Origin of the sequence: Mycobacteroides chelonae CCUG 47445 (assembly GCF_001632805.1) — a bacterium.
Taxonomy (GTDB): Bacteria; Actinomycetota; Actinomycetes; order Mycobacteriales; family Mycobacteriaceae; genus Mycobacterium; species Mycobacterium chelonae.
The window spans coordinates 3,834,012-3,856,039 of sequence record NZ_CP007220.1; the positions used below are offsets into that span (position 1 = coordinate 3,834,012).

A 22,028-nucleotide genomic window follows, 5' to 3' on the forward strand; every position below is an offset into this window, starting at 1 on the left:
CCCGCCGTGATCCCGAGAATGACCGACTTCGTTGGCCCCGACACCGCAGACCCTTAGCCGCGCGGTGTCGGATGCTGAGACATGTTGCCAATCGAACGCATCACGGCCATGCCGTGTTCCTCGGTTTCGATCACACCCGATAAGAACGCGCCCCGCACATCGTTGAACGCACCCATCCACCCCACAAAAGCGTTCCCCGCATTCGGCAGGGTCTCAGTCGCCAACCGCTGCAAAGCTGCCAGAGCAGGGCTTGCACCAGGTGAGGACGCACCGGGTGCGATGTCGCTACGCAAATCGCCCCTAACGCTGTCGATCTGCTTACCGAGCCTGTCCAACGCAGCCAAATCGGCCTTGAGCACCCCGCCCACGATCAACCTCCCAACACTGGGTGACGACCGTCACCCCTGTTTGCCGGAAGCCTACACTGCGCTTGTAGTTCTGGCTTAGCTGAAACGTTCAAATACGAACACACCCCCGACCTGAGCCGGGGGTGTCTCGCGCCCATAGCCTAGTGAGCGTGGCCGTGGTGACCATGTCCGTGGTCGTCTTCGTGGCTTACTTTCTCGACAATTGAGGTCTCGGTGGTCAGGATCATCCGTGCGGCGGACGCCGCGTTGATGACGGCCGAACGGGTCACCTTCACCGGATCGATGACACCATCGGCGATCAGGTCGCCGTACTCGAGCGTGGCCGCGTTGAAGCCATGCCCCGCGTCCAGCTCGGCCACCTTGCTCACCACGACGGCTCCGTCCAGCCCCGCATTGGCGGCGATCCAGAAGAGCGGTGCGGACAGCGCGGCCTCGAACACGTCGACGCCCTTGGCCTCGTCACCCTTGAGCTCGACACGCAAACCGTCCAGCGCCGAACGAGCCTGCACCAGGGCACTACCGCCACCGGCGACGATGCCCTCCTCCACGGCGGCCTTGGCCGCCGAGACGGCGTCCTCGACACGGTGCTTGCGCTCCTTGAGCGCGGTGTCGGTGGCAGCGCCCACCTTGATCACCGCGACGCCGCCGGCCAGCTTGGCCAGGCGCTCCTGCAGCTTCTCGCGGTCCCAGTCCGAGTCGGTGGTCTCGATCTCCGCCTTCAGCTGAGCGACACGCGCCTTGATGGCGTCCTCGGTGCCGCCGCCCTCGACGATGACCGTCTCGTCCTTGCTCACCACAATGCGGCGTGCGGTGCCAAGCACCTCTATACCGGCCTCGCGCAGCGACAGACCCACATCGGGGTTGACTACCTGAGCGTTGGTGACGATCGCCAGGTCCTCCAGGAACGCCTTGCGGCGGTCGCCGAAGAACGGCGCCTTTACCGCGACGGCCTTGAGGGTCTTGCGGATCGCATTGACGACCAGAGTGGACAGCGGCTCACCCTCCACGTCCTCGGCCACGATCAGCAGCGGCTTGCCCTCCTTGGCCACCAGCTCCAGCAGCGGCAGCAGGTCGGGCAGCGAGCTGATCTTGTCGCGGTGCAGCAGCACCAGCGCGTCTTCCAGGATCGCCTTCTGCTCGTCGAAGTCGGTCACGAAGTACTGCGACAGGTAGCCCTTGTCGAACTGCACACCGTCGGTGATGACCAGCTCGGTGTTGATGGTCGACGATTCCTCGACACTGACCACACCGTCGCCGCCAACCTTGGTCATGGCCTCGCCGACCAGCTCGCCGATCTCCGGATCGCGCGAGGAGACCGTGGCCACCTGTGCGATGGCGTGCTCACCGGATACCGGTGCGGCCACCGTCAGCAGACGCTCGGACACCGCGTCCGCCGCGCGGGCGATACCGGCGCCGAGCGCAATCGGGTTGGCACCAGCGGCCACATTGCGCAGACCGGCCTTGACCAGTGCCTGGGCCAGCACCGTGGCGGTGGTAGTGCCGTCACCGGCGACGTCGTTGGTCTTGGTCGCCACCGACTTGACCAGCTGGGCACCCAGGTTTTCGAAGGGGTCTTCCAGGTCGATGTCACGGGCGATGGTGACGCCGTCGTTGGTCACGGCGGGACCGCCGAATGCCTTGGCCAGCACCACGTGCCGACCACGGGGACCGAGCGTGACCTTGACCGCGTCGGCCAGCTTGTTGACCCCGGCTTCCAGGGCGCGGCGCGCGGTCTCATTGAATTCGATCAGCTTGCTCATGTGTTCTCTCTATTCGGCTGATTCAGCACCGACAGGAATGGGTAAAACGCGTGACGCCCCGGAAAACGCCTGCAACGCAGGTGGTTTCCGGGGCGGTCACACGGTGTTACTTGCTAACGACAGCCAGCACGTCGCGAGCCGACAGAATCAAGTACTCCTCGCCGTTGTACTTGATCTCGGTGCCGCCGTACTTGCTGTAGATGACGACGTCACCCTCGGACACGTCCAGGGGGATCCGCTTCTCGCCATCCTCATCCCAGCGGCCGGGGCCAACTGCGACGACGGTGCCTTCTTGCGGCTTCTCCTTGGCGGTGTCCGGGATGACCAGACCGGAAGCGGTCGTGGTCTCGGCCTCATTGGCCTGTACGAGGATCTTGTCCTCGAGTGGCTTGATGTTCACGGCCACAGTGATCCCTTTCCCTCTCAGGGTGGCTCGGTGGGCCTGATGCCCATGAGCCTGGATTGTCAACAGATGCTTCGGCGGCCGGATGAGTGCCGCGCCGTCGTCGCGGGTGCCGACACGACGTCAACCGATCGCCATCTAGCACTCTATACATGAGAGTGCTAGCACTCAAGGCTGGGTTGTCGTTACCCGCTCAGGGTCCCCGGATCCATGAGCAGGTGGGCCGACACGTCGCCGATCATCTCCACATCCACCCGGCGCGAGCTGAAGTACCACCCGTGCTCGTCACGGCCGAACGTGTCCCGGTATCGGCCCACGACGATCGGCTGCAGCGGCAGCTGCTCGGTGGCCTGCACCACGCAAAACGTAGACCGCGCCGAGGCGGTGCGGTCGTCTGCGACCTCGACGATCGGATTGAGCACCAGATGCCTGGTGCGCGGGGTGCCCCCGGTCTCGCGGTAGCGACGGGTGGTGGTGAAGAACAGCTTGGTAATGGCTGAGGCGCCGGAAACACTGCCCTGCTCGCCGCCGAAAGAGCCACGGCCGAGGAGCTCCCCGACTCTGTCGAAGTCCCCGGCGTCCATCAGCTCGGCATATCGATACAACAGATCCGTGATGGCAAGGCGGTCGGCGACGCTGTCGCTGGGGGCCGTCACCGCACCTGCCCCTTCACCACCGGCAGCCCCGGATCCGCGGCCGCCTGCAGTGAGGAGGGCTCGGCGCCCGCAGCCACCAGATGCGCCGCGAAGGAAGCGATCATGGCGCCGTTGTCGGTACATAACCGCAGCGGTGGCACCCGAAGCGTCAGACCGGCCTCGGCGCACCGCTGCTCGGCAAGTACGCGCACCCGCGAGTTGGCGGCCACACCACCGGCGATCAGCAGCGTCGAAACCCCCAGGTCCGTCGCCGCGCGCACCGCCTTCATGGTCAACACGTCGGCGACCGACTCCTGAAAGCCCGCGGCGACATCGGCGGGCACGAAGTCGGGAGTTTTCTCCACATACCGCGCGACCGCCGTCTTGAGCCCCGAGAAACTGAAACTGTGCCGGGCATCCTGCGGCCTCATCATCCCGCGCGGAAAGGGAACAGCCGATGAATCTCCTTGTTGCGCAAGCTCGTCGAGCACCCTGCCGCCCGGATACCCCAGGCCGAGTAACCGCGCGACCTTGTCGTAGGCCTCACCGGCGGCATCATCCACCGTGGCACCGAGCTCCTCGATGGGCTCGGCCAGCGAGCGCACATGCAGCAGGCTGGTGTGCCCGCCCGAGACCAACAGCGCCACGCATTCGGGCAGCGGCCCGTTCTCGTAGACGTCGGCGGCAATGTGCCCGCCCAGATGGTTCACCCCATAGAAGGGCACACCCCAGGCCAATGCCAGCCCCTTGGCGGCCGATACCCCGACCAGAAGCGCACCCGCAAGACCAGGACCGATGGTCGCGGCGATCACGTCGGGCTTCTGCACGCCGGCAATGTCCAGCGCGCGCCTGGCGGTAACGCCAAGTGCCTCCAGATGCGCGCGGGACGCGATCTCCGGCACCACCCCGCCGAAACGTGCGTGCTCGTCGACGCTGGAAGCCACCTCATCGGCCAACAACACCACCGACCCGTCGGGGGTCAGCTCGGCGATACCCACTCCGGTTTCGTCGCAGGAGCTTTCGATGGCGAGGATGACTGTCATGGCCGCACCAGCCTATTTCACAATGCCCTGCGCAGGGCGTTTCATGGTGAACGCATCGGCCCCACTGCCCGGGTAATACCGCTTGCGCACGCCGACGGTCTCGAATCCGGTGCCGTGGTACAGCGCGATCGCGGCCACGTTGTCGGTGCGCACCTCCAGGAACACCGGCCCCGGATCGCGATCGGCATGCGCGAGCAGCTCGTGCAACAGACGCCGTCCGATGCCCTGTTTCTGGTAGGCGGGATCCACGCCGATGGTGTGAATCTCGTACTCCGGTTCGTGATGTCCCAACCGGGAGATGCCGCCGTATCCCACCAGCGTGTGCCCGTCCCTGGCCGCCAGGTAGTGGATGTGAGGGGACGCGAGCTCCGCGCGAAAGGCCGACTCCGGCCACGGGTCATCACCTGCGAACAGAATCGCCTCAAGTTCGGCGCACCGACGGGTGTCGCGCCGGCGAAGAGGCTTCAGCTCGACCGTCATCGACGAGGTTCTTTGGCATCGGGGCGACGCAAATACAGCGGCGTCAGGGGACCCGGAGACTGGCCCCAGTCGACCACCTGTACCAGCCGCGACGGCGACGGGAACTGACGGTCAAGCACCGGGAGATCGAAAAGCACTGTGTGATCTGGTGATCCAGCCACCAGGGCGTAGCCCTGCACCGAGACGTCCGCGGGCGCGTCGACGGCCGGGCCGCCGATGCGTGTTCCGTCGCGGTAGCCGGCCCAGTACACCTCACGCCGGCGCGCGTCGGTGACGACGAGCACGCTGCCGGTGGTGTCATAGCCGATCGCGTCGAGTGTGCATACCGGATACACCGGGATATCCAGCGCCAGACCCATCGCCGCGGCGGTCGCCATCCCGACACGCAGTCCGGTGAACGGACCCGGACCGCAACCCACCACAATCGCGTCGAGTTCACCGACCGCGACCCCGGCCTCGGCACATGCCGCCCCGATATTGGGGGTAAGCGCCTCGGCATGCCCCTTGGCACCCATGGTGATTCGTTCGGACAAGGCCTGCACCGATCCATCCGGTGCCCGCCTCACAAGCCCCGCCGTGATCGCAGGGGTGGCGGTGTCCAGGGCAAGTATCACGCTCACGGCTTACGGCTCCAATGCCAGGTCGCGGTGCGTTCATCGGAGTCGGGTGCACGTTGCAGCCGGATATCCAGATGGTGTTCCGACAACCGCTCCGCCAGCCCCTCGCCCCACTCCACGACGACCACCGAGTCGTCCAGGTCGGTATCGAGATCCAGCGAGTCGAGCTCGCCGAGCAGGTCGGCACCGTGATGTTCCAGCAGCCGGTAGACGTCCACATGCACCAGTGCCGGTGCACCCGGACGCCGCGCCTCGTGGACGCGGGCCAGCACATATGACGGCGAGGTGATGGGGCCGTCGACATCCATGCCCAACGCAATTCCCTTGGTCAGTGCGGTCTTTCCCGCCCCCAGCGGACCATCGAGCACGACGACGTCCCCTGCGGCGAGGTCACGCCCGACCCGTGCCCCGAAATCCAGTGTGTCCTGCAGCGTGGGCAACGCGATGCGTCCCGACTCATCGATCACAGTCCGGTCCGATCACGCAGACGTTGTTTGATGGCAGCGAAAAGTGTTGGGGTTGAGCGCCTGACAAGACGATCGATGCCGTCGTTGACGATTCCGGGATGTTCCAGTTGCACCAGATGCCCCGATTCGCGCACCAGGATCAACTCGTTGTGTCCGCTCGACCCCAATTGCGCTGCCATGGACTCCGATTGAACCAGCGGGGTGAGCATGTCGGTATCACCGCATACCACCAGGCTCGGCAGCGGCGCGATGGTCGGCAGTGCCGCCGTCTCGTCGTGCTCTTCGAGCGCCCGCAGAAAATCCACGATGGTCGTGACGGGTGTCTGATGAATCATGCGCTCACTGAACCTCACCAGCGTCGGGCTCACCCGTTGACCTCCGTACGAGGCGGCCTGCAGCACCGGACCGACGAGCGACTTGACCGCGCCGCGGCCGTGGTGAGCGGGTCGCGGCGCGTAGTGAACGGCCGTGCGCAGCACCCGCAATGCCGGATTGCGCAACCCCTCACCGATAGCGGTGTGCGAAAGACCTTCGGCCGCACTGGCGATCAACCCGACCCCGACAATCCTGCGGCCATACTGCTCGGGATGACGTCCGGCGTGGGCAAGGATGGTCATGCCGCCCATCGAATGCCCCACCAGGACAGCATTACCCCGGGGTACCAACACCCGCAGCACCGATTCGAGATCATCGCCGAGCTGACGGATGGTGCATGACTTGGGAGCCGGCAGACCCGAGCGCCCGTGTCCGCGTTGGTCATAGAAGACCATGCGGACGTTGTCTCCCCAGCGGCTCGCGAGCTCGCGGCGCTGGAAATGAAAGGACGCCATCTGCAGACAGAAACCGTGTACGAACACGACGGTCAGCGGCGCGTTCGATGGACCCACCTCCCGAACCGCCAGCGGCACACCGTCGTCGGTCATCACGATGCTGCCGCGGTCGGTCTCCAAGAGGTCGAAATCCTCATCGCGGTAGGGATCGTCGAACCTGCGTCTACCGATCGAGCGCGCGGTGCCGACACCGGCCACCGTCACCACCGCACCGAGCCCCGCCACGCCGGCCAGCCAGGCGTTCGACTTACTGCTCAACGGTCCTGGAATCCCGGTACGTTCGCACCACCCTGCCGCGAGGGCAGGTGACCACCTCGTAGGCGATGGTGTCGAGCAGCTCCGCCCATTCCTGGGCGGTGGGCTCCCCCGCCACACCCGAACCAAAAAGCGTTGCGACATCGCCGGCCCGCACCCCGGCCTCGTTGTCGCCCACGTCGACCACGAACTGGTCCATGCAGACACGGCCGATGTTCGGGTACCGGCGCCCTCCGATGGCCACCTCGAAGCGGTTACCCAATCCACGGACCACGCCATCGGCGTAGCCGATCCCGATGAGCGCCGCGTTGGTATCGCGCGGAGCCGTCCATACGTGTCCGTACGACACCCCTTCACCGGCCCGTACCGGCTTCACCGACGACACCGCACACGTGAGCGACATCGCCGGAATCAGACCGGTCTGTATCTCACCGGGCATCGGGTTGATGCCGTACAGCGCAATGCCCGCGCGCACCATGTCATATCGGACATCGGGACGAGTCAGCGTGGCCGCCGAATTCGACAGGTGTGCCACCTCGTAACGCAACCCCAGGTCACGTGCCAACCCGAGCGCCTCGTCGAACCGCCCTTTCTGCATGTCGATGGTGGGATTACCGAGCTGATCGGCGTACGCGAAATGAGACATGATGCCGCGCATCCGGATTGACTGCTCGGCCTGCGCCTTCGCCAACGCTTCGAAAAGGTCACGGGTGTACTCGGCCGGTACCCCATTGCGATTGAGCCCGGTATCCACCTTGACGGTCGTGATCGCCTGACGCCCCGTGGACTGTGCCGCGTCAAGCAGCTCGCTGAGCTGATCGAGCGAGGACACCGCAACCTGGACATCGGCCTTCAGCGCAGCGGCGTAGTCCGCGCCCGGGGCATGCAGCCAGGCGAGCAGCGGCGCGTCGATCCCACCCGCGCGGACCTGCAGCGCCTCACTGATGGTGGCGACGCCGAGCTCGTCGGCCCCGGCGGCGAGCGCGGCACGTGCCACCGGCAGAGCTCCGTGCCCGTAGCCATCGGCCTTGACGACGACCATGAGCCGGGCCTCGCCGGCGTACTCACGCAGCAACCGGACGTTGTGCGCAATGGCACCCAGGTCGACGACCGCCTGTGCGGTCGTCTCACCCGTGTTCGGCGGGAGGCCGTCCGTTGTCGTCGAAGTTGTCGTCACCGGCTCTATTGTCCCATCCGCGTCAGATCCCCGAGTCGCTGCGCTCCAGCCCGCCGTATCAGTGCGCGAACGGCTGCACCGCGTCGAAGTGTCCGTTCGGTTTCAGCTCGTCAAGCCCCTTCAACACGGTGATGAGGTCATCGCGCAGCGCACGGGCAAGATCACCCGAGAACCCTTCACGCACCACCACCCGCAGCACCGCGACATCGGTGACGTCCTCGGGCATCGTGTAGGCCGGCACCTGCCAGCCAAAGGCTCGCAACGAATGCGAGATGTCGAACTCCGTGTACGGGCGGTCGCCCTTGAGCCGGAACGACACCACCGGAATCGCCGAACCGTCGGTGATCACCTCGAAGTGCTCGCTCTTGTTCAGCTCGTCACCGAACCAGCGGGCGGTCTCTGACAAAGAGCGCATCACCTGCGCGTAACCGGCCCGCCCCAACCGCAGGAAGTTGTAGTACTGCCCGACCACCTGATTACCCGGGCGGGAGAAGTTGAGGGTGAACGTCGGCATATCTCCGCCGAGGTAGTTGACCCGGAACACCAGGTCTTCGGGCAGGTGCTCCTTGCTTCGCCACACCACGAAGCCGATTCCCGGATAGGTCAGGCCGTACTTGTGCCCACTGACGTTGATCGACACCACCCGGGGCAGCCGGAAGTCCCAGTGCAGTTCGGAGTGCAGGAACGGCACCACGAAACCGCCGCTGGCGGCGTCCACGTGTACCGGCACATCCGGCTTGCCGGGCGTGGCCGCCAAAGTGTCCAGTGCCGCACAGATCTCAGCGATCGGCTCCAGCTCACCGGTGAAGGTGGTGCCCAGGATGCCCACCACCCCGATGCTGTCCTCGTCCACCGCATCGAGCACCTGCTCGGGAGTGATGACGTACCGGTCCTTCGCCATCGGGAGGTACCGCGGCTCAACGTCGAAGTACCGGCAGAATTTCTCCCACACCACCTGCACGTTGGACCCCATCACCAGGTTCGGTGTGCGCCCCTTCCAGCCGTCACCGACTTTGGCGCGCCAGCGCCACTTGAGGGCCAGCCCGGCGAGCATCACCGCCTCACTGGACCCTATGGTCGATACCCCGATCGCCGATGACGGATCCTCGGCAGATAGGTCATCGGCGTGGAACAGATCGGCCACCATGGCCACGCACCGCGACTCGATCGCGGCGGTCGCCGGGTACTCGTCCTTGTCGATCATGTTCTTGTCGAAGGTCTCGGCCATCAGCTTCTCGGCCTCGGGATCCATCCAGGTCGTGACGAAGGTGGCCAGGTTCAGCCGCGAACTGCCGTCGAGCATCAGTTCGTCGTGAATGAACCGGTAAGCGGCCTGCGGATCCATCGGCTCGTCGGGAAGGCGTAAGGCCGGGATGAGCGCGGTCGACAACCGGCCGGTATAGGCGGGGCTAAAGGACGAGGCGTTGATCTTTCCGGCGTGCGCCGAAAGGCTGAACTGATCGCGGGGATTCGACATAAGCCGATTCTCACCCTATTTCGGCGACCGCCCAACGTAGATGCCCAAGAAGACGGGAAGCCGAAATGGGAGCTTTACCCGGGCCGGGATCTGCCGCGGCGGCAGACGCCGCGCGGGCGTGCACGTAGGCCCCCATGGCCGCGGCCTTGTCGGCGGGAACTCCGGAGGCCAGCAGCGCACCGATCACGCCCGAGAGCACATCGCCCGAGCCCGCCGTCGCCGCCCATGACCCGTGCGCCTTGTTTACGTACGCGGTTCCGTCCGGCTGTGCGATGACTGTGATGTTGCCCTTGAGGAGCACCGTGGCGCCCAGCCGCAGCGCCAACGACCGCGCGGCGCCAACCCGATCGGGGCCCGGAGGTTCACCTGCGAGCCTGCGGTACTCACCGGCATGCGGGGTCAGGATCGTGGGGGCGTCGCGCGCTGCTACGAGATCAGCCAGCTCGGGGTGCTCGGCGAGGATCGTCAGGGCATCGGCATCGACCAGTACCGGCAGACCGCCCGAAAGTACCCGCCGCAGGGTTCGCGTCTGGCGCTCACCGGTTCCATATCCTGGACCGATCACCCAGGCCTGTACCCGGCCGGCCGCCTCTTCCGTCTGAGTGGCAATCACTTCCGGCCAATGCGAAACCACCTCGGCGGCAGCCGATCCGGCGTATCGAACCATCCCCGCCGTCGCGGCCACGGCCGCACCCGCACACAAGATGGCGGCGCCGGGATAGGTGTGCGATCCCGCCAGCACACCCGTCACGCCTTGCGTGTACTTGTCATCGGCCGGTCCGGGAATGGGCCACGCGAGGGCCACATCATGGGCGTCGAGTTCCCGGATCGTCGTGGCGGGCAAGTCAAGCCCGATGTCGACCAACCGGACCTCACCGCAATCACCAAGAGCATGAACGGGTTTGTAGCCACCGAACGTCACCGTGACCGCGGCCCTGAAGGCCGCTCCTTCCATTGTGCCGGTGTGCACGTCCACTCCACTGGGGATGTCCACGGCGATCACCGGAATACCCTCGACATTGATCTGTTCGGCGATCTCGGCGGCTCCCGGCCGCAGCGGGCCGGTCCCGGAAATTCCTACGACGCCGTCCAGCACGAGATCGGTGTCGCCGGGCACCGCAGACACCACCCGACCGCCAGCTTTCCGGAAGGCGGCAAGGCCCGCGCGGTGGGCCCGCGCGGGATTCAGCAGCACCGCACTGGCCGATACGCCACGTCGGCGCAGGAAGGTCAACGCCCACAAGGCGTCTCCCCCGTTGTCTCCGGAACCGACAATCGCGCACACACGCCGCCCGACTACCACGCCGGCCCGCCGCGACAACTCGTCAGCAACGATGGTGGCCAATCCGTATGCCGCACGCCGCATCAAGGCCCCCTCGGGCAGGGCGGCCAGCAGCGGTGCCTCGGCTTCCCGAATCTGCCCGGCGCTGTAGTAGTACTTCATGAATCGTGGACTCCCCTCGCTCCCTCTTCGCCGTCGAGGAACTGGTGGGTGTGCGATGCAGACGGTACGCCGCAGGGTCGGCGACGCCGCGTTGGCGCGCCACAGGAGTAGACGCCGCTATTCGACGGTTACCGACTTGGCCAGGTTCCGCGGTTTATCCACGTCGTATCCCCGGGCCTGCGCCACCGCCGCAGCGAACACCTGCATCGGAATCGTGGAGAGCAACGGCTGGTACAACGTCGACACCGCCGGAATCTCGATGAGGTGGTCCGCGTACGGCCGGATCGTCTCGTCGCCCTCTTCGGCGATCACGATCGTGCGCGCCCCGCGCGCCTGAATCTCACGAATGTTGCTGAGCAGCTTCGAATGCAGCAACCCCATGCCCTTGGGCGACGGCATCACCACGATGACCGGCAGCCCCTCTTCGATCAGCGCGATCGGCCCGTGTTTGAGCTCTCCGGCCGCGAATCCCTCGGCGTGCATGTACGCCAGCTCCTTGAGCTTGAGCGCACCCTCCAGCGCCACCGGGTATCCGACATGGCGCCCCAGGAACAGGATGCTGGAGGACTGCGCGTACTGCCGCGCGAGCTCGGCGACCGGATCCATGGCGGCGATGACACGCTCGATCAACTCCGGCATGGCCTCCAGCTCGTGGTACTCACGAGCCACCTCGTCGGGGTATTTGGTCCCGCGAGCCTGCGCCAAGGCCAGGCCCACAATGTAATTGGCGGTCACCTGGGCCAGGAATGTCTTCGTCGCGGCGACACCGATCTCCGGTCCGGCCCGCGTGTAGAGCACCGCATCGCATTCACGGGGAATCTGCGAACCGTTGGTATTGCAGACGGCCAGCACCTTGGCCTTCTGCTCCTTGGCGTGCCGCACCGCTTCCAGAGTGTCCGCGGTCTCACCCGATTGCGAAATGGCGACGACGAGCGTGCTGCGATCCAAAACCGGGTCGCGGTAGCGGAATTCGCTCGCGAGCTCGATCTCCACGGGCAGCCGCGTCCAATGCTCGATGGCGTACTTGGCCAGCAGGCCCGAATGGAATGCCGTACCGCAGGCCACGACGAACACCTTGTCGATATCGCGCAGTTCCTGATCGGAGAGCCGCTGCTCATCGAGAATTATCCGGCCAAGATCGAAGTGCCCCAACAAGGTGTCGGACACCGCAGCCGGCTGTTCGGCGATCTCCTTGAGCATGAAGTACTCATAGCCGCCCTTTTCCGCGGCCGACAGGTCCCAGTCGATGGTGAAGACCCGCGCATTATCGGCGTCGTCGTTACCCGCGAAATCGGTGATGCGGTAGCCGTCCGCGGTGATGACGACAACCTGGTCCTGTCCCAGTTCGACAGCTTCCCTGGTGTATTCGATGAATGCGGCGACGTCGGACCCGAGGAACATCTCGCCGTCGCCGATACCCACGACCAGCGGGGTGGACCGGCGCGCGGCCACGATCGTGCCCGGGTCGTCGGCGTGGGAGAAGACGAGGGTGAAGTGACCCTCCAGCCGCCGCACCACGGACTGCACCGAGGCCACGAAGTCGCCGGCGGTGTCTCCGGATTCGTACTGGCGCGCCACCAGATGCACGGCCACCTCGGAGTCGGTGTCGCTGGCGAATTCGACTCCGGCGGCCTCCAGCTCGGCGCGCAATGCGGGGAAGTTCTCGATGATCCCGTTATGGACCACCGCGACCTTGCCGGTCGCATCCCGATGCGGGTGAGCGTTGCGGTCGGTAGGGGCGCCGTGGGTGGCCCAGCGGGTGTGCCCCATGCCGGTGGTCGCGCCGAAGGATTCGTCCGATTCCGCGATCGCGGATTCCAGGTTGGCCAGCCGCCCCGCCTTGCGCTGCACCAGCAGCCCGCCGCTGCCGTCGGCCAGCGCAACCCCCGCCGAGTCATAGCCCCGGTACTCGAGCCGCCGCAGCGCCTCGAGGACGACACCAAGGGCGTCCCGGTGGCCGACGTACCCGACGATTCCGCACATAGCCCACCAGGGTAGTTCAGTTCCCGCTGCGGTCCGTAACGACAACGATCAGCTACGGTCATGCCATGGCGAGTACCCGCACGCTATTCAAAGCCCTGACCCGTCGTGGTCCGCACAAGGTTCTGCGTGGCGACCTGGCCTTCGCCGGGGTGAGCGGCGTCGTCTACACACCGGATTCCGGCTTCAATCTGCCTGCGGTGGCGTTTGGACACGACTGGCTGACCGGTACGAACAAGTACCGAGCGACCCTGGAGCATCTCGCCTCCTGGGGAATCGTCGCGGCCGCCCCGGACACCGAGAAGGGGTTGATCCCGTCACACCTGAATCTCGCCGCCGACTTGGCCACGACACTCGAGATCGTGACCCGGGTGCGCCTCGGCGACGGCAAGATCAGCGTGCATCCGACCAAGCTCGCGCTGGCCGGTCATGGGTTGGGGGCCTCGGCGGCGGTGTTCGCGGCCACGCGGTCCTCAGCGCTGGTGGACAAGAAGAACCGGCCGGGGGGCGCCAAGGCCGTCGTCGCACTGTTTCCCAGCGCGACGCAGCCGCCCGTGGAGAACAGTGCCGCCGCGTTGACCATCCCCGGCCTTGTTGTGACGAGCACAGACGACGCTCAATCGCTGCGATCGAATGCCCTGGCGCTCTCGCAGGCGTGGTCGGGTGCCGAGCTGCGGAATATCGCGAAGGCGAAGTCCAGCGGACTACCAGAACACAGCTGGCTGCGTAGGTTTGTCGGACTCGGCGGATCGAGCCGGGCGACCCAACGCAACACACGTGCCCTGTTGACCGGATATCTGCTGTTCCAACTTGCCGGCGACAAGCGCTACCGCGACTTCGCGGACCCGGCCGCTGAACTACCGAACACCTCGCTGCCTGACGCCGCTGCGCTGGAGATCAGCCACATCGATCGCGTGCAATCGCTGCTGAGGTAGTCAGCGCCTCCACCGCTGCCAGCGGTAGATGTCGTCCTCATCGAAGTCGGATTCGGTCATATGGATCTGCATGGGCATCTGAAGTTCCGTGGCCTTTGCGGGCTCATCGAGCATTACGTCGCTGCGTGCTGCGTCGGCGTCATCCCGCAGCTGATCTAGGGTGCTCTCGAAATCCGAGACGATGCCCGCGAGGGCGTCGGTGATGTCGATCATCGCCCAGCCTTAGGCAGTTCATCGGCGGCGATTTCACACGGCGTCTCCCCGGCATCCGTCCCTGCGGCCTGAGGCTGAGCCTGCCGGTTGCTGGGCCCTACCGAGGGCACTGGTGAGGGCTGTTGCGCGGGCTCGGGATGCTGGGCCGCGTTCGGCTGCTGTGTGTGGACCGGCGGTGGGTTTACCGGCGACATCGATCCGGCGGGCTGCGCGGCGGACAGGCCACCGGTGGACGGCGGAACCGCACCTCCCGGCGGCGTCGTGGTCCCGAGCGGTGCGCCCGGGGTGGTCTGACCCGCCGGGGCCGGAGCGGCTTCCACACCACCTGCTCCCGCCAGCTGAACTCCCGGGCCCTGCATCGGCTTGCCATCTGTGGCGAACGTCGCGCCCGCGTCCGAGCGGGCTTCCTGGATCGCCGCATCCTTGGCCGCCGCCATCTTGGCGTCCGGGTCCTTCTTGTCGGCGGCCTCGTCGGCCTTCCCGTCGATCTTGTCCTCGAGTTTCTCGTCGCCCGTATCGGGCTCACCACCATGCCCCAACTGGTCGAACGGGATGCTGGAGAGGCCCTCGGTAATGGCGCTGACAATGCCGCTGGCCGCCTGGCCGATGGATCCGAGCGCGCCAGTCATGGCCCCGGTCAACCCGCTGACAATCTGGCTCGGGTCCATGCCCTGCTGCCCTTGCCCCTGGCCGGCACCCTGTTGCCCACCGCCAGCCATCTGCCCGCCCTGACTACCCATCGCGGAGGCCGGAGTCGCCGTGCCCTGCATCCCACCGCCCGCGCCGCCGCTGGCGGACCCGCTGTCACCGCTGCTCTGGCCGCCCCCGGCAGCACCTGGCTCCTGCTTGCCGCCTTTGTTCTTGTCCTTGTCCGTGGAGTTCTGCGGGGACTCGGTGTCCGAGTCGTACTCCGGTCCGAGCTGGCCGGGCGGGTTCTTGAACTCCGCGGGCAGCTCCTGCTTCAGCGCGCTGGTGAAGGTGTCGTACGCCTCGCCGCCCTTGCCCCATGCCGCCTTCATGGCGGGAAGCCACTTGCCCTCGATGTTCTGCTGGACGTGCGGGCCGATCTTCGTGGCGTTGGTCTCGTCGGCCACCGACCTGTCGCCGGTACCCGTCTTGTAGGTGGCGACGGCACTGTCAAAGGACGCACGATCGGTCACCAACCCATCGACCATGGTCGATGCCTGCTTCTTGAGATCGACGATGGTCCACAGCGTTTCGCGCAGCCCGTCCAGACCCGTGGATACCTGCCCGAATTCCTTGGTCACCGCGTCAGCGGTGGAGTTGTGCGTCCGCAAGAACTGATTCGCAGCCTCCGAGCCTTTGCCTTCCCACATTCCCATGAGCTGCTGCAGTTGTCCGTGCTGACGCTCGGCGGCGGACTTCATGGTGGTCACCGCGCTCTTGAACAGCTCAAGATCCGCACCGAGCTTGTTCAGATCCATGCCGGCGTCCATGTCGTACCAATCGAACAGCTGACGCTCGTTGGCGGTGAGGTCCGGGTTGGTGATCGTGACCGGCGACTTACCGTTTCCCCGGATCGCGGTGGTCGTGTAGTTCTGCGAGTTCGCGATCGCCTGGATGCCCTCGCTGCGCAGCGACTCGATGTCGTACTTACCGGCCATTGGCTGCAGCCACCCTTGCCTTGTTCTTGGCATCCCGATCGGCATAACGTTGCGCGGTCGCGCGGAGCTGTTCGGCGATCGCGGTGTTGGTGCGCTGCCAGTTCTCGAGGTGAGTAACCACCTCGCGCAGTCCATCCCTGACCGCGTCGCCCTTGGCCGTGTGCCACCGACCGGCCGATGCCCCACCGAAAGACAACCCACGCAGCTGCTGAATGGCTTTTTGCAGCTCTTCTGCCACGCTGTCGAACTCTCCAGCGACCCCCCGGACACCAGCGACGTTGATCGAGGTTTCTCCCATATTGACTACGACGGGTACATGCCACTTCCGGTTCCATCTTTTTTCACTGATCTGTGGATCATGCGTCTTCCCGTTCAACCGCTTGGTCGGGTAGGGTCGCCGCATGCGCATTGGAACCACGCTGAGCTATGCCGGCGGATTCACCGAAGTCGTTGACGAGCTCGCTGAGCTGGAGAAAGTCGGGTTGGACATCGCGTTCGTCGCCGAGGCCTACTCGTATGACGCCGCGAGCCAGCTCGGGTTTCTCGCTGCCAAGACGTCCACCGTAAAGCTCGCGTCGGGGATCTTCCAGCTGTACACCCGAACCCCCACCTTGCTGGCCATGACGGCGGCCGGCCTGGACTACGTCTCCAACGGTCGGTTCGTCCTGGGCATCGGCGCCTCGGGTCCGCAGGTCATCGAGGGATTCCACGGCGTGAAGTACGACGCTCCCCTGGGCCGTACTCGTGAAACCGTCGAGATCTGCCGCAAGGTGTGGCGTCGGGAACGCCTGGAGTTCGAAGGCAAGTACTTCACCGTGCCACTGCCTCCCGAACAGGGCACCGGCTTGGGCAAGGCGCTGAAGCTGATCAATCACCCAGTGCGCGACCGCGTTCCGGTACTCATCGCCGCTCTTGGCCCCAAGAACGTGGCACTGACCGCCGAGATCGCCGAGGGCTGGCAGCCCATCTTCTTCCTTCCCGAGAAGGCCAATGACGTGTGGGGTGCCGCCCTGGCCGAAGGCAAGGCCAAGCGCGACCCCTCACTCGGCGATCTCGAGGTCTACGCCGGGCCCGCACTCGCGATCGGCGACGACGTCGAAGCGCTGTACGGATTCGTCAAGCCGAGCCTGGCGCTCTACATCGGCGGCATGGGCGCCAAGGGCAAGAACTTCTACCACAACCTCGCGACCGCATACGGTTTCGGCAAGGAAGCCGACACCATCCAGGAGCTTTACCTGGCGGGCAAGAAGGCCGAGGCGACCGACGCGGTGCCTGACGAGCTGGTCAGGAACATCTCGCTCATCGGGCCCAAGAGTTTTGTCGCCGAACGGGTTGCGGCCTTCAAGGAGGCAGGTGTGACGACTCTCAATGTCGCCCCGCTCGCCGCCGATGCGGCAGGCCGGATCAAGCATGTCGAGGCTCTGCGCGAGCTGCTGTGATTCGTACGCCGTTCGCGTAGCGTTCGGCGTACGTTCGCCTGCCACCCCGAAGGTGGTGGGATGACAGCCATTCCGCGCCGCACGGTCCTGCGTGCCGCCCTACTTGGGCTCGCTGTTGCTCCGGCGGCGGCATGCGGGCCCGCGTTGGTGACGACTCGCCCGAGACTGACGCATGGAGTGGCAAGCGGATTCCCTCGCTCTGACGGGGCGTTGATCTGGGCGCGGTCGGATCGTCCGGCCACCATGCTCGTCGAAACAGCTGCCACCGAAAGCTTCTCGGAGGTGCGGCGTTTCACCGGCCCGGTGCTCACGCCAGAGTCTGACGGGACCGGCCGGTTGCGCCTCACCGGCCTGCCCGCGGACACCGAGGTGCACTACCGGGTGACACTGGACTCCGATGGAGCCTTGAGTGAGCCTGTTACCGGCGTCTTCCGGACAGCGCCGACCGACGCACGAAATGTGCGACTGATCTGGTCCGGCGATGTGGCGGGACAAGGGTTCGGCATCAATCCAGACATCGGCGGGATGAGGATCTTCCGCACCATGGCGGACCGTAATCCGCAGTTCTTCCTGCACAGCGGGGACACGGTGTACGCGGATGTTCCGATCCAGGAAACACTGACCTTGCCCGACGGGCGGATATGGCGCAACGAGGTATCCGAGGCGAAAAGCGCTGTGGCACAGACACTCGACCAGTACCGAGGACAACACGCGTACAACCTCACCGACGCCAACTACCGATACTTCAACGCGCACGTTCCGCAACTCGTGCAGTGGGATGACCACGAAGTGCTCAACAACTGGTATCCCGGCGAGGTTCTGGAGAACGACAAGTACACCGAAAAGCGAGTCGATGTGCTCGCACAACACGGGCACCGGGCATTCCATGAATGGCAACCGACCGAACGCCGCGAGGCCGTTGATGGCCTTGTGTACCAACGAGTCTCATACGGTCCGCTATTGGACGTATTCATTCTCGACATGCGCAGCTACAAGGATCCCAACTCCACCAACCGGCAGCAGCGTGGCGCCATCTTCGGCGCCCGCCAAACCGAATGGCTGATCAACGCCATGGCTTCATCCAAGGCCGTATGGAAGATAGTCGCCAATGACCTGCCGCTTGCGCTGGTGGTACCCGACGGCAAGACGAACTTCGAGGCCGTCGCCAACGGCGATAACGGCCCACCTCTTGGGCGAGAAACCGAACTGGCACACATCCTCTCGCAACTGAAAGCGCGACAGGTCCGCAATGTGGTGTGGCTGACCGCCGACGTGCACTACACCGCAGCGCATGAATACTCGCCTGCGCGTGCCGCCTTCACAGACTTCGACCCGTTCTGGGAGTTTGTGTCAGGTCCACTACATGCCGGCGCCGGCCAGGAGAAGCCACTCGACGGAACCTTCGGACCGCGTGCGGATTACGTCCACGCGGCACCGCCGGATCAGCAGTCACCGCTGGACGGTTACCAGCATTTCGGGCAGATCGATATAGACGGCGCAAGCGGCGATCTCACCGTCACACTGTGCGACGCCGCGGGTTCCGCGCTATACACCCGCGGCCTGGCGCGCACCTAGATCGCGCCGACCACCTCGGCCACCCGTTCGGCGAGGCGCTGTGCGGTCGACTGCTCGTCGGCCTCCACCATGACACGAACGAGTTGCTCGGTTCCGGAAGGACGCAACAGGATTCGGCCATTGCCCGCAAGCTCAGACTCCACAGCGGCGACGGCCGCAAGCACCTCGGGCGCCTTCGCCACCGTGTGCTTGTCCGAGACCGGCACGTTGATCAGCGTTTGCGGCAGGCTGCGCATCGCGGACGCAAGATCGGCCAACGACTTACCTGTTTGAGCCATCCGGGACATGAGACGCAGGCCGGTGACGATGCCGTCTCCGGTGGTGGCCAGTGAGGGCAACACGATATGACCGGATTGCTCACCGCCCAGGGCGAATTGGCCCGCGCGCAACTCCTCCAGCACATAGCGGTCGCCGACGCCGGTCACCTTGACGTCGATGCCCGCCGAACGCATGGCGATATGCAATCCCTGATTGCTCATCACCGTGGTGACCAGCGTGTTGTCGGTCAGCTCACCGGCTTCCGCCATCGCCGCGGCGAGCACGACCATGATGGCGTCGCCATCGATGACGTTCCCGTCCGCATCTACCGCAAGACATCTGTCGGCGTCGCCGTCATGCGCAAGCCCGAGGTGGGCGTCGTGGGCCTTCACGGCGGCCTGCAGTGGACCGAGATGCGTTGACCCACAACCGTCGTTGATATTGAGCCCGTCGGGGTCGGCATTGATGTCTATCACGTGGGCGCCGGCGGCGCGGTAGGCCAAGGGCGCCGCGTCGGAGGCCGCGCCGTGCGCACAGTCGACCACCACGGTGACTCCGCTCAGCGGATGAGTGGCGGCATTGTGAACATGATGCAGATACCGGTCGAGGGCGTCCACGGCGTCGCGCACACGACCGATGCCCGCCCCGGTCGGACGTGCCGCAGGAGTATCCAGCTGCGCCTCGATGGCATCCTCGGCGGAGTCATCAAGCTTGTGTCCACCGGCGCCGAAGATCTTGATGCCGTTGTCGGGCATGGGGTTATGGGAGGCCGAGATCATGACGCCGAAGGCCGCTCCGTAGGCACCCGTCAGGTATGCCACCGCCGGGGTGGGCAGCACACCGACGCGCAGTACGTCGACGCCTTCAGCCGCGATGCCCGCAACAACCGCAGCCTCCAACATCTCACCACTGGCGCGCGGATCTCGGCCCACGACCGCGATGGCGTGACCACTGGCCAACGACCGCGCCGCGGCCGAGCCCAGCGCGACCGCAAGCTCGGCTGTCAGCTCGGCATTCGCGACACCACGCACACCGTCAGTGCCGAATAGTGAGCCCATGCAGTAAACCTTCCATAACCAGTCATACCAAACTGGCCCAATAACGCGATTGCGCCGACACACAGGTTGTGTGCCGGCGCAATACGCGGACGAACAGGGTCGATCAGCGCTTCGAGTACTGAGGCGCCTTACGGGCCTTCTTGAGACCGTACTTCTTACGCTCGATCGCACGCGGGTCACGAGTGAGGAAGCCGGCCTTCTTCAGCACCGGACGGTCCTCGGGCTCCACGATGATGAGCGCACGGGCGATGGCGAGACGCAGCGCGCCCGCCTGACCCGAAGGGCCGCCACCGGACAGGTGAGCGTAGATGTCCACGCTGTCCACACGGTTGACGGAGACCAGCGGCGCCTTGATGAGCTGCTGGTGCACCTTGTTCGGGAAGTACTCCTCCAGAGTGCGGCCATCCAGGTGGAACTTGCCGGTACCGGGGACGAGGCGCACGCGGACGACGGCCTCCTTACGGCGGCCAACGGTCTGGATGGGCTTGTCGATGACGACGGGCCCGCGAGGAGCGGCCTTGACGGCAGTCTCTTCGGCGGAATCCTCAACAACGACCTCGACGACCGCCTGGTCGCCGCCGTCCACTGCGATGTCCGCGTTCTCTTCGGGGGTCTGCTCTTCGGCGATATCGGTCACTGAGCCACCTGCTTAATCTCGAACGGGATCGGCTGCTGCGCGGCGTGCGGGTGCTCGGGACCTGCGTACACCTTCAGCTTGCGCTCGATCTGGCGGCCAAGCTTGTTCTTAGGCAGCATGCCGATGATTGCCTTCTCCACCGTGCGAGTGGGGAACTTCTCCAGCTGCTCGCCGATGCTGCGCTTGCGCAGACCGCCCGGGAAGCCCGAGTGACGGTAGGCGAACTTGTCGGTGAGCTTCTTGCCGCTGAGGGCAATCTTCTCTGCGTTGATGATGACGACGAAATCGCCACCATCAGCATGCGGGGCGTAGGTCGGCTTGTGCTTGCCGCGCAGCAGGGTGGCTGCTTGAACGGCAAGACGGCCGAGCACTACATCCGTGGCGTCGATGACATACCAGCTCGTGGTGATGTCACCCGCCTTCGGCGTGTAGGTAGGCACAGTCTTTCCTTGTCTACTCGGGTGGATCCCCGGACGGCTGTTGCCGTTCGGAGCGCTGGTCATGGCGGACGGTGGAGGTTGATCTCGGCGACCAGTGGTGACCCGAGCCTCGTGTGCGAAGACATACCGCACGCCAACGGAGCAGCTTACCGGGCCACGTCACCGCAGGTCAAAACGCGGCCGAGCCCGCCTTGTGGGCAGCCCCGACACCCCCAAGAAAAAACTGTGGGGCCTTGGTGGCTCTCCCCCACCAAGGCCCCACAGGGTCTTGAACAAACCGTCGGCGATTTAGCCGTGCCAGGCGCCCGCAGCGCTCTGGTCGGTGTGCTGCGCATCCTGGTTACCCTGGTCAACCTTGGAGTTGAGCTGAGTCAGGATCTGGTTGAGGTCCTCAGCGGACTGGTGCCAAGCCTTCTGGTACTCCTGGTAAGCAGTCGCTTCCTGGCCCTCAGCTTGCTGGACCAGGGGCTGGATGTCGTGCTGCAGTTCCTCCAGGCCGGCCTGGAACTTGTTGATGATGCCCTTGACATCGGCAACCAGCGCATCGATCTCGCCGTGGTTGTAAGTAATCTGCATGGTCAATCCCCTTTGCTATGTGATGTCTTTGATGACTATTACGAGACGCTTAGAAGGTCTGGCCCTCGTCCATCTCCTGGATGCGACGCTTGTTCGACTCCATGGTGTCGTGGATCCCGACGAGCACCTTCTGGATGTCGCCCATCTCCTGATCGAAACGAGCCATCGCCTCGTCGAAGGCATGCCGCGCCTGCCCCTGCCAGGTGCTGGTACCCACCGCTACGCGGTCCCGCAGCTGGGACTGCATCGCGGTGAACTCCTGGTACTTGCCGTCAATCTTCTTGGCAGTGGAATCGAGCAACGCCAGGTCATTCTGAAAAACAGCCACTTCAGTTC

The 22,028-nt window shown here is 65.3% G+C and carries 24 protein-coding genes; 3 read left to right on the forward strand and 21 right to left on the reverse strand.

Annotation, left to right across the window (positions count from 1 at the left end):
- Positions 1-53: 53 nt before the first annotated feature.
- From BB28_RS18735 to glmS, 13 genes are all read right to left on the reverse strand, one after another.
- Positions 54-368, reverse strand: a complete 315-nt coding sequence (locus BB28_RS18735) for a hypothetical protein (protein WP_046254607.1) — start codon at positions 366-368, stop codon at positions 54-56.
- Between the two features lie 140 nt (positions 369-508).
- Positions 509-2,128, reverse strand: a complete 1,620-nt coding sequence (gene groL, locus BB28_RS18740) for a chaperonin GroEL (RefSeq protein ID WP_046254608.1) — start codon at positions 2,126-2,128, stop codon at positions 509-511.
- Positions 2,129-2,234: 106 nt separating this feature from the next.
- Positions 2,235-2,534 (reverse strand): co-chaperone GroES, encoded by a 300-nt coding sequence (gene groES / locus BB28_RS18745; RefSeq protein ID WP_005056050.1) that lies wholly within the window; start codon positions 2,532-2,534, stop codon positions 2,235-2,237.
- A 182-nt stretch (positions 2,535-2,716) separates the two neighbouring features.
- A complete protein-coding gene (locus BB28_RS18750; protein ID WP_075874150.1) occupies positions 2,717-3,187 on the reverse strand; it encodes a nuclear transport factor 2 family protein in 471 nt (156 codons plus the stop codon).
- The gene (tsaD, locus tag BB28_RS18755; protein WP_046254609.1) at positions 3,184-4,209 is read right to left on the reverse strand and encodes a tRNA (adenosine(37)-N6)-threonylcarbamoyltransferase complex transferase subunit TsaD; all 1,026 of its coding nucleotides are present in this window, start codon (positions 4,207-4,209) and stop codon (positions 3,184-3,186) included. Before tsaD ends, BB28_RS18750 begins: the two co-directional genes overlap by 4 nt.
- Before the next feature lie 12 nt (positions 4,210-4,221).
- Positions 4,222-4,689, reverse strand: coding sequence for a ribosomal protein S18-alanine N-acetyltransferase (gene rimI / locus BB28_RS18760; RefSeq protein WP_046254610.1), 468 nt, complete (start codon positions 4,687-4,689; stop codon positions 4,222-4,224).
- Complete coding sequence (gene tsaB, locus BB28_RS18765) at positions 4,686-5,309, reverse strand: tRNA (adenosine(37)-N6)-threonylcarbamoyltransferase complex dimerization subunit type 1 TsaB (protein ID WP_046254611.1); 624 nt, start codon at positions 5,307-5,309, stop codon at positions 4,686-4,688. The genes rimI and tsaB overlap by 4 nt, the downstream gene beginning before the upstream one ends.
- Entirely contained in the window at positions 5,306-5,773 is a 468-nt protein-coding gene (tsaE, locus tag BB28_RS18770; protein ID WP_046254612.1) for a tRNA (adenosine(37)-N6)-threonylcarbamoyltransferase complex ATPase subunit type 1 TsaE, read from the reverse strand. The genes tsaB and tsaE overlap by 4 nt, the downstream gene beginning before the upstream one ends.
- On the reverse strand, positions 5,770-6,861 hold the full coding sequence (locus BB28_RS18775) for an alpha/beta fold hydrolase (RefSeq protein ID WP_046254613.1): 1,092 nt from the start codon (positions 6,859-6,861) through the stop codon (positions 5,770-5,772). The genes tsaE and BB28_RS18775 overlap by 4 nt, the downstream gene beginning before the upstream one ends.
- Complete coding sequence (alr, locus tag BB28_RS18780) at positions 6,851-8,044, reverse strand: alanine racemase (RefSeq protein WP_046254614.1); 1,194 nt, start codon at positions 8,042-8,044, stop codon at positions 6,851-6,853. Before alr ends, BB28_RS18775 begins: the two co-directional genes overlap by 11 nt.
- Positions 8,045-8,093: 49 nt before the next feature.
- The gene (gad, locus tag BB28_RS18785; RefSeq protein WP_046254615.1) at positions 8,094-9,512 is read right to left on the reverse strand and encodes a glutamate decarboxylase; all 1,419 of its coding nucleotides are present in this window, start codon (positions 9,510-9,512) and stop codon (positions 8,094-8,096) included.
- A gap of 10 nt (positions 9,513-9,522) precedes the next feature.
- Positions 9,523-10,956, reverse strand: coding sequence for an NAD(P)H-hydrate dehydratase (locus BB28_RS18790; RefSeq protein WP_046254616.1), 1,434 nt, complete (start codon positions 10,954-10,956; stop codon positions 9,523-9,525).
- A gap of 117 nt (positions 10,957-11,073) precedes the next feature.
- Complete coding sequence (gene glmS, locus BB28_RS18795; protein ID WP_046254617.1) at positions 11,074-12,939, reverse strand: glutamine--fructose-6-phosphate transaminase (isomerizing); 1,866 nt, start codon at positions 12,937-12,939, stop codon at positions 11,074-11,076.
- Between the two features lie 65 nt (positions 12,940-13,004).
- Here glmS and BB28_RS18800 point away from each other — a divergent pair, with 65 nt between their 5' ends.
- Positions 13,005-13,871: a dienelactone hydrolase family protein gene (locus BB28_RS18800; RefSeq protein ID WP_046254618.1), complete on the forward strand. Its 867-nt coding sequence runs from the start codon at positions 13,005-13,007 to the stop codon at positions 13,869-13,871.
- Here the strand turns inward: BB28_RS18800 and BB28_RS18805 are convergent, their stop codons facing one another.
- From BB28_RS18805 to BB28_RS18815, 3 genes are read right to left on the reverse strand one after another with little or no spacing between them, the layout of a single operon-like run.
- Complete coding sequence (locus BB28_RS18805; RefSeq protein ID WP_046254619.1) at positions 13,872-14,084, reverse strand: hypothetical protein; 213 nt, start codon at positions 14,082-14,084, stop codon at positions 13,872-13,874.
- Positions 14,081-15,709, reverse strand: a complete 1,629-nt coding sequence (locus BB28_RS18810; RefSeq protein WP_046254620.1) for a hypothetical protein — start codon at positions 15,707-15,709, stop codon at positions 14,081-14,083. Before BB28_RS18810 ends, BB28_RS18805 begins: the two co-directional genes overlap by 4 nt.
- Positions 15,699-16,007, reverse strand: a complete 309-nt coding sequence (locus BB28_RS18815) for a type VII secretion target (protein ID WP_030096761.1) — start codon at positions 16,005-16,007, stop codon at positions 15,699-15,701. The genes BB28_RS18810 and BB28_RS18815 overlap by 11 nt, the downstream gene beginning before the upstream one ends.
- 103 nt (positions 16,008-16,110) lie before the next feature.
- Between BB28_RS18815 and BB28_RS18820 the strand changes: the two genes are divergently transcribed.
- Positions 16,111-17,148: an LLM class F420-dependent oxidoreductase gene (locus tag BB28_RS18820; RefSeq protein ID WP_046254621.1), complete on the forward strand. Its 1,038-nt coding sequence runs from the start codon at positions 16,111-16,113 to the stop codon at positions 17,146-17,148.
- Positions 17,149-17,208: 60 nt separating this feature from the next.
- A complete protein-coding gene (locus BB28_RS18825) occupies positions 17,209-18,723 on the forward strand; it encodes an alkaline phosphatase D family protein (protein ID WP_046254622.1) in 1,515 nt (504 codons plus the stop codon).
- Here the strand turns inward: BB28_RS18825 and glmM are convergent.
- From glmM to BB28_RS18850, 5 genes are all read right to left on the reverse strand, one after another.
- Positions 18,720-20,039, reverse strand: coding sequence for a phosphoglucosamine mutase (gene glmM, locus BB28_RS18830; RefSeq protein WP_046254623.1), 1,320 nt, complete (start codon positions 20,037-20,039; stop codon positions 18,720-18,722). The genes BB28_RS18825 and glmM overlap by 4 nt on opposite strands.
- A gap of 103 nt (positions 20,040-20,142) precedes the next feature.
- A complete protein-coding gene (gene rpsI / locus BB28_RS18835; RefSeq protein ID WP_030096757.1) occupies positions 20,143-20,676 on the reverse strand; it encodes a 30S ribosomal protein S9 in 534 nt (177 codons plus the stop codon).
- Positions 20,673-21,116, reverse strand: coding sequence for a 50S ribosomal protein L13 (rplM, locus tag BB28_RS18840; RefSeq protein WP_030096756.1), 444 nt, complete (start codon positions 21,114-21,116; stop codon positions 20,673-20,675). The genes rpsI and rplM overlap by 4 nt, the downstream gene beginning before the upstream one ends.
- Before the next feature lie 288 nt (positions 21,117-21,404).
- Positions 21,405-21,692 (reverse strand): WXG100 family type VII secretion target, encoded by a 288-nt coding sequence (locus tag BB28_RS18845; RefSeq protein ID WP_030096755.1) that lies wholly within the window; start codon positions 21,690-21,692, stop codon positions 21,405-21,407.
- A gap of 49 nt (positions 21,693-21,741) precedes the next feature.
- Positions 21,742-22,020: a WXG100 family type VII secretion target gene (locus BB28_RS18850; protein ID WP_046254624.1), complete on the reverse strand. Its 279-nt coding sequence runs from the start codon at positions 22,018-22,020 to the stop codon at positions 21,742-21,744.
- Positions 22,021-22,028: the final 8 nt, after the last annotated feature.

What these genes read in the sequence shown, in the direction of transcription:
- groL (WP_046254608.1), bottom strand. Translation starts at nt 2,128, where the DNA reads ATGAGCAAGCTGATCGAATTCAATGAGACCGCGCGCCGCGCCCTGGAA.
- gad (WP_046254615.1), bottom strand. Translation starts at nt 9,512, where the DNA reads ATGTCGAATCCCCGCGATCAGTTCAGCCTTTCGGCGCACGCCGGAAAG.
- glmS (WP_046254617.1), bottom strand. Translation starts at nt 12,939, where the DNA reads ATGTGCGGAATCGTCGGGTACGTCGGCCACCGGGACGCCCTTGGTGTC.
- BB28_RS18810 (WP_046254620.1), bottom strand. Translation starts at nt 15,709, where the DNA reads ATGGCCGGTAAGTACGACATCGAGTCGCTGCGCAGCGAGGGCATCCAG.
- glmM (WP_046254623.1), bottom strand. Translation starts at nt 20,039, where the DNA reads ATGGGCTCACTATTCGGCACTGACGGTGTGCGTGGTGTCGCGAATGCC.
- BB28_RS18845 (WP_030096755.1), bottom strand. Translation starts at nt 21,692, where the DNA reads ATGCAGATTACTTACAACCACGGCGAGATCGATGCGCTGGTTGCCGAT.
- BB28_RS18820 (WP_046254621.1), top strand. Translation starts at nt 16,111, where the DNA reads ATGCGCATTGGAACCACGCTGAGCTATGCCGGCGGATTCACCGAAGTC.
- BB28_RS18825 (WP_046254622.1), top strand. Translation starts at nt 17,209, where the DNA reads ATGACAGCCATTCCGCGCCGCACGGTCCTGCGTGCCGCCCTACTTGGG.
- BB28_RS18805 (WP_046254619.1), bottom strand. Translation starts at nt 14,084, where the DNA reads ATGATCGACATCACCGACGCCCTCGCGGGCATCGTCTCGGATTTCGAG.
- rimI (WP_046254610.1), bottom strand. Translation starts at nt 4,689, where the DNA reads ATGACGGTCGAGCTGAAGCCTCTTCGCCGGCGCGACACCCGTCGGTGC.
- BB28_RS18815 (WP_030096761.1), bottom strand. Translation starts at nt 16,007, where the DNA reads ATGGGAGAAACCTCGATCAACGTCGCTGGTGTCCGGGGGGTCGCTGGA.
- tsaD (WP_046254609.1), bottom strand. Translation starts at nt 4,209, where the DNA reads ATGACAGTCATCCTCGCCATCGAAAGCTCCTGCGACGAAACCGGAGTG.
- BB28_RS18790 (WP_046254616.1), bottom strand. Translation starts at nt 10,956, where the DNA reads ATGAAGTACTACTACAGCGCCGGGCAGATTCGGGAAGCCGAGGCACCG.
- BB28_RS18800 (WP_046254618.1), top strand. Translation starts at nt 13,005, where the DNA reads ATGGCGAGTACCCGCACGCTATTCAAAGCCCTGACCCGTCGTGGTCCG.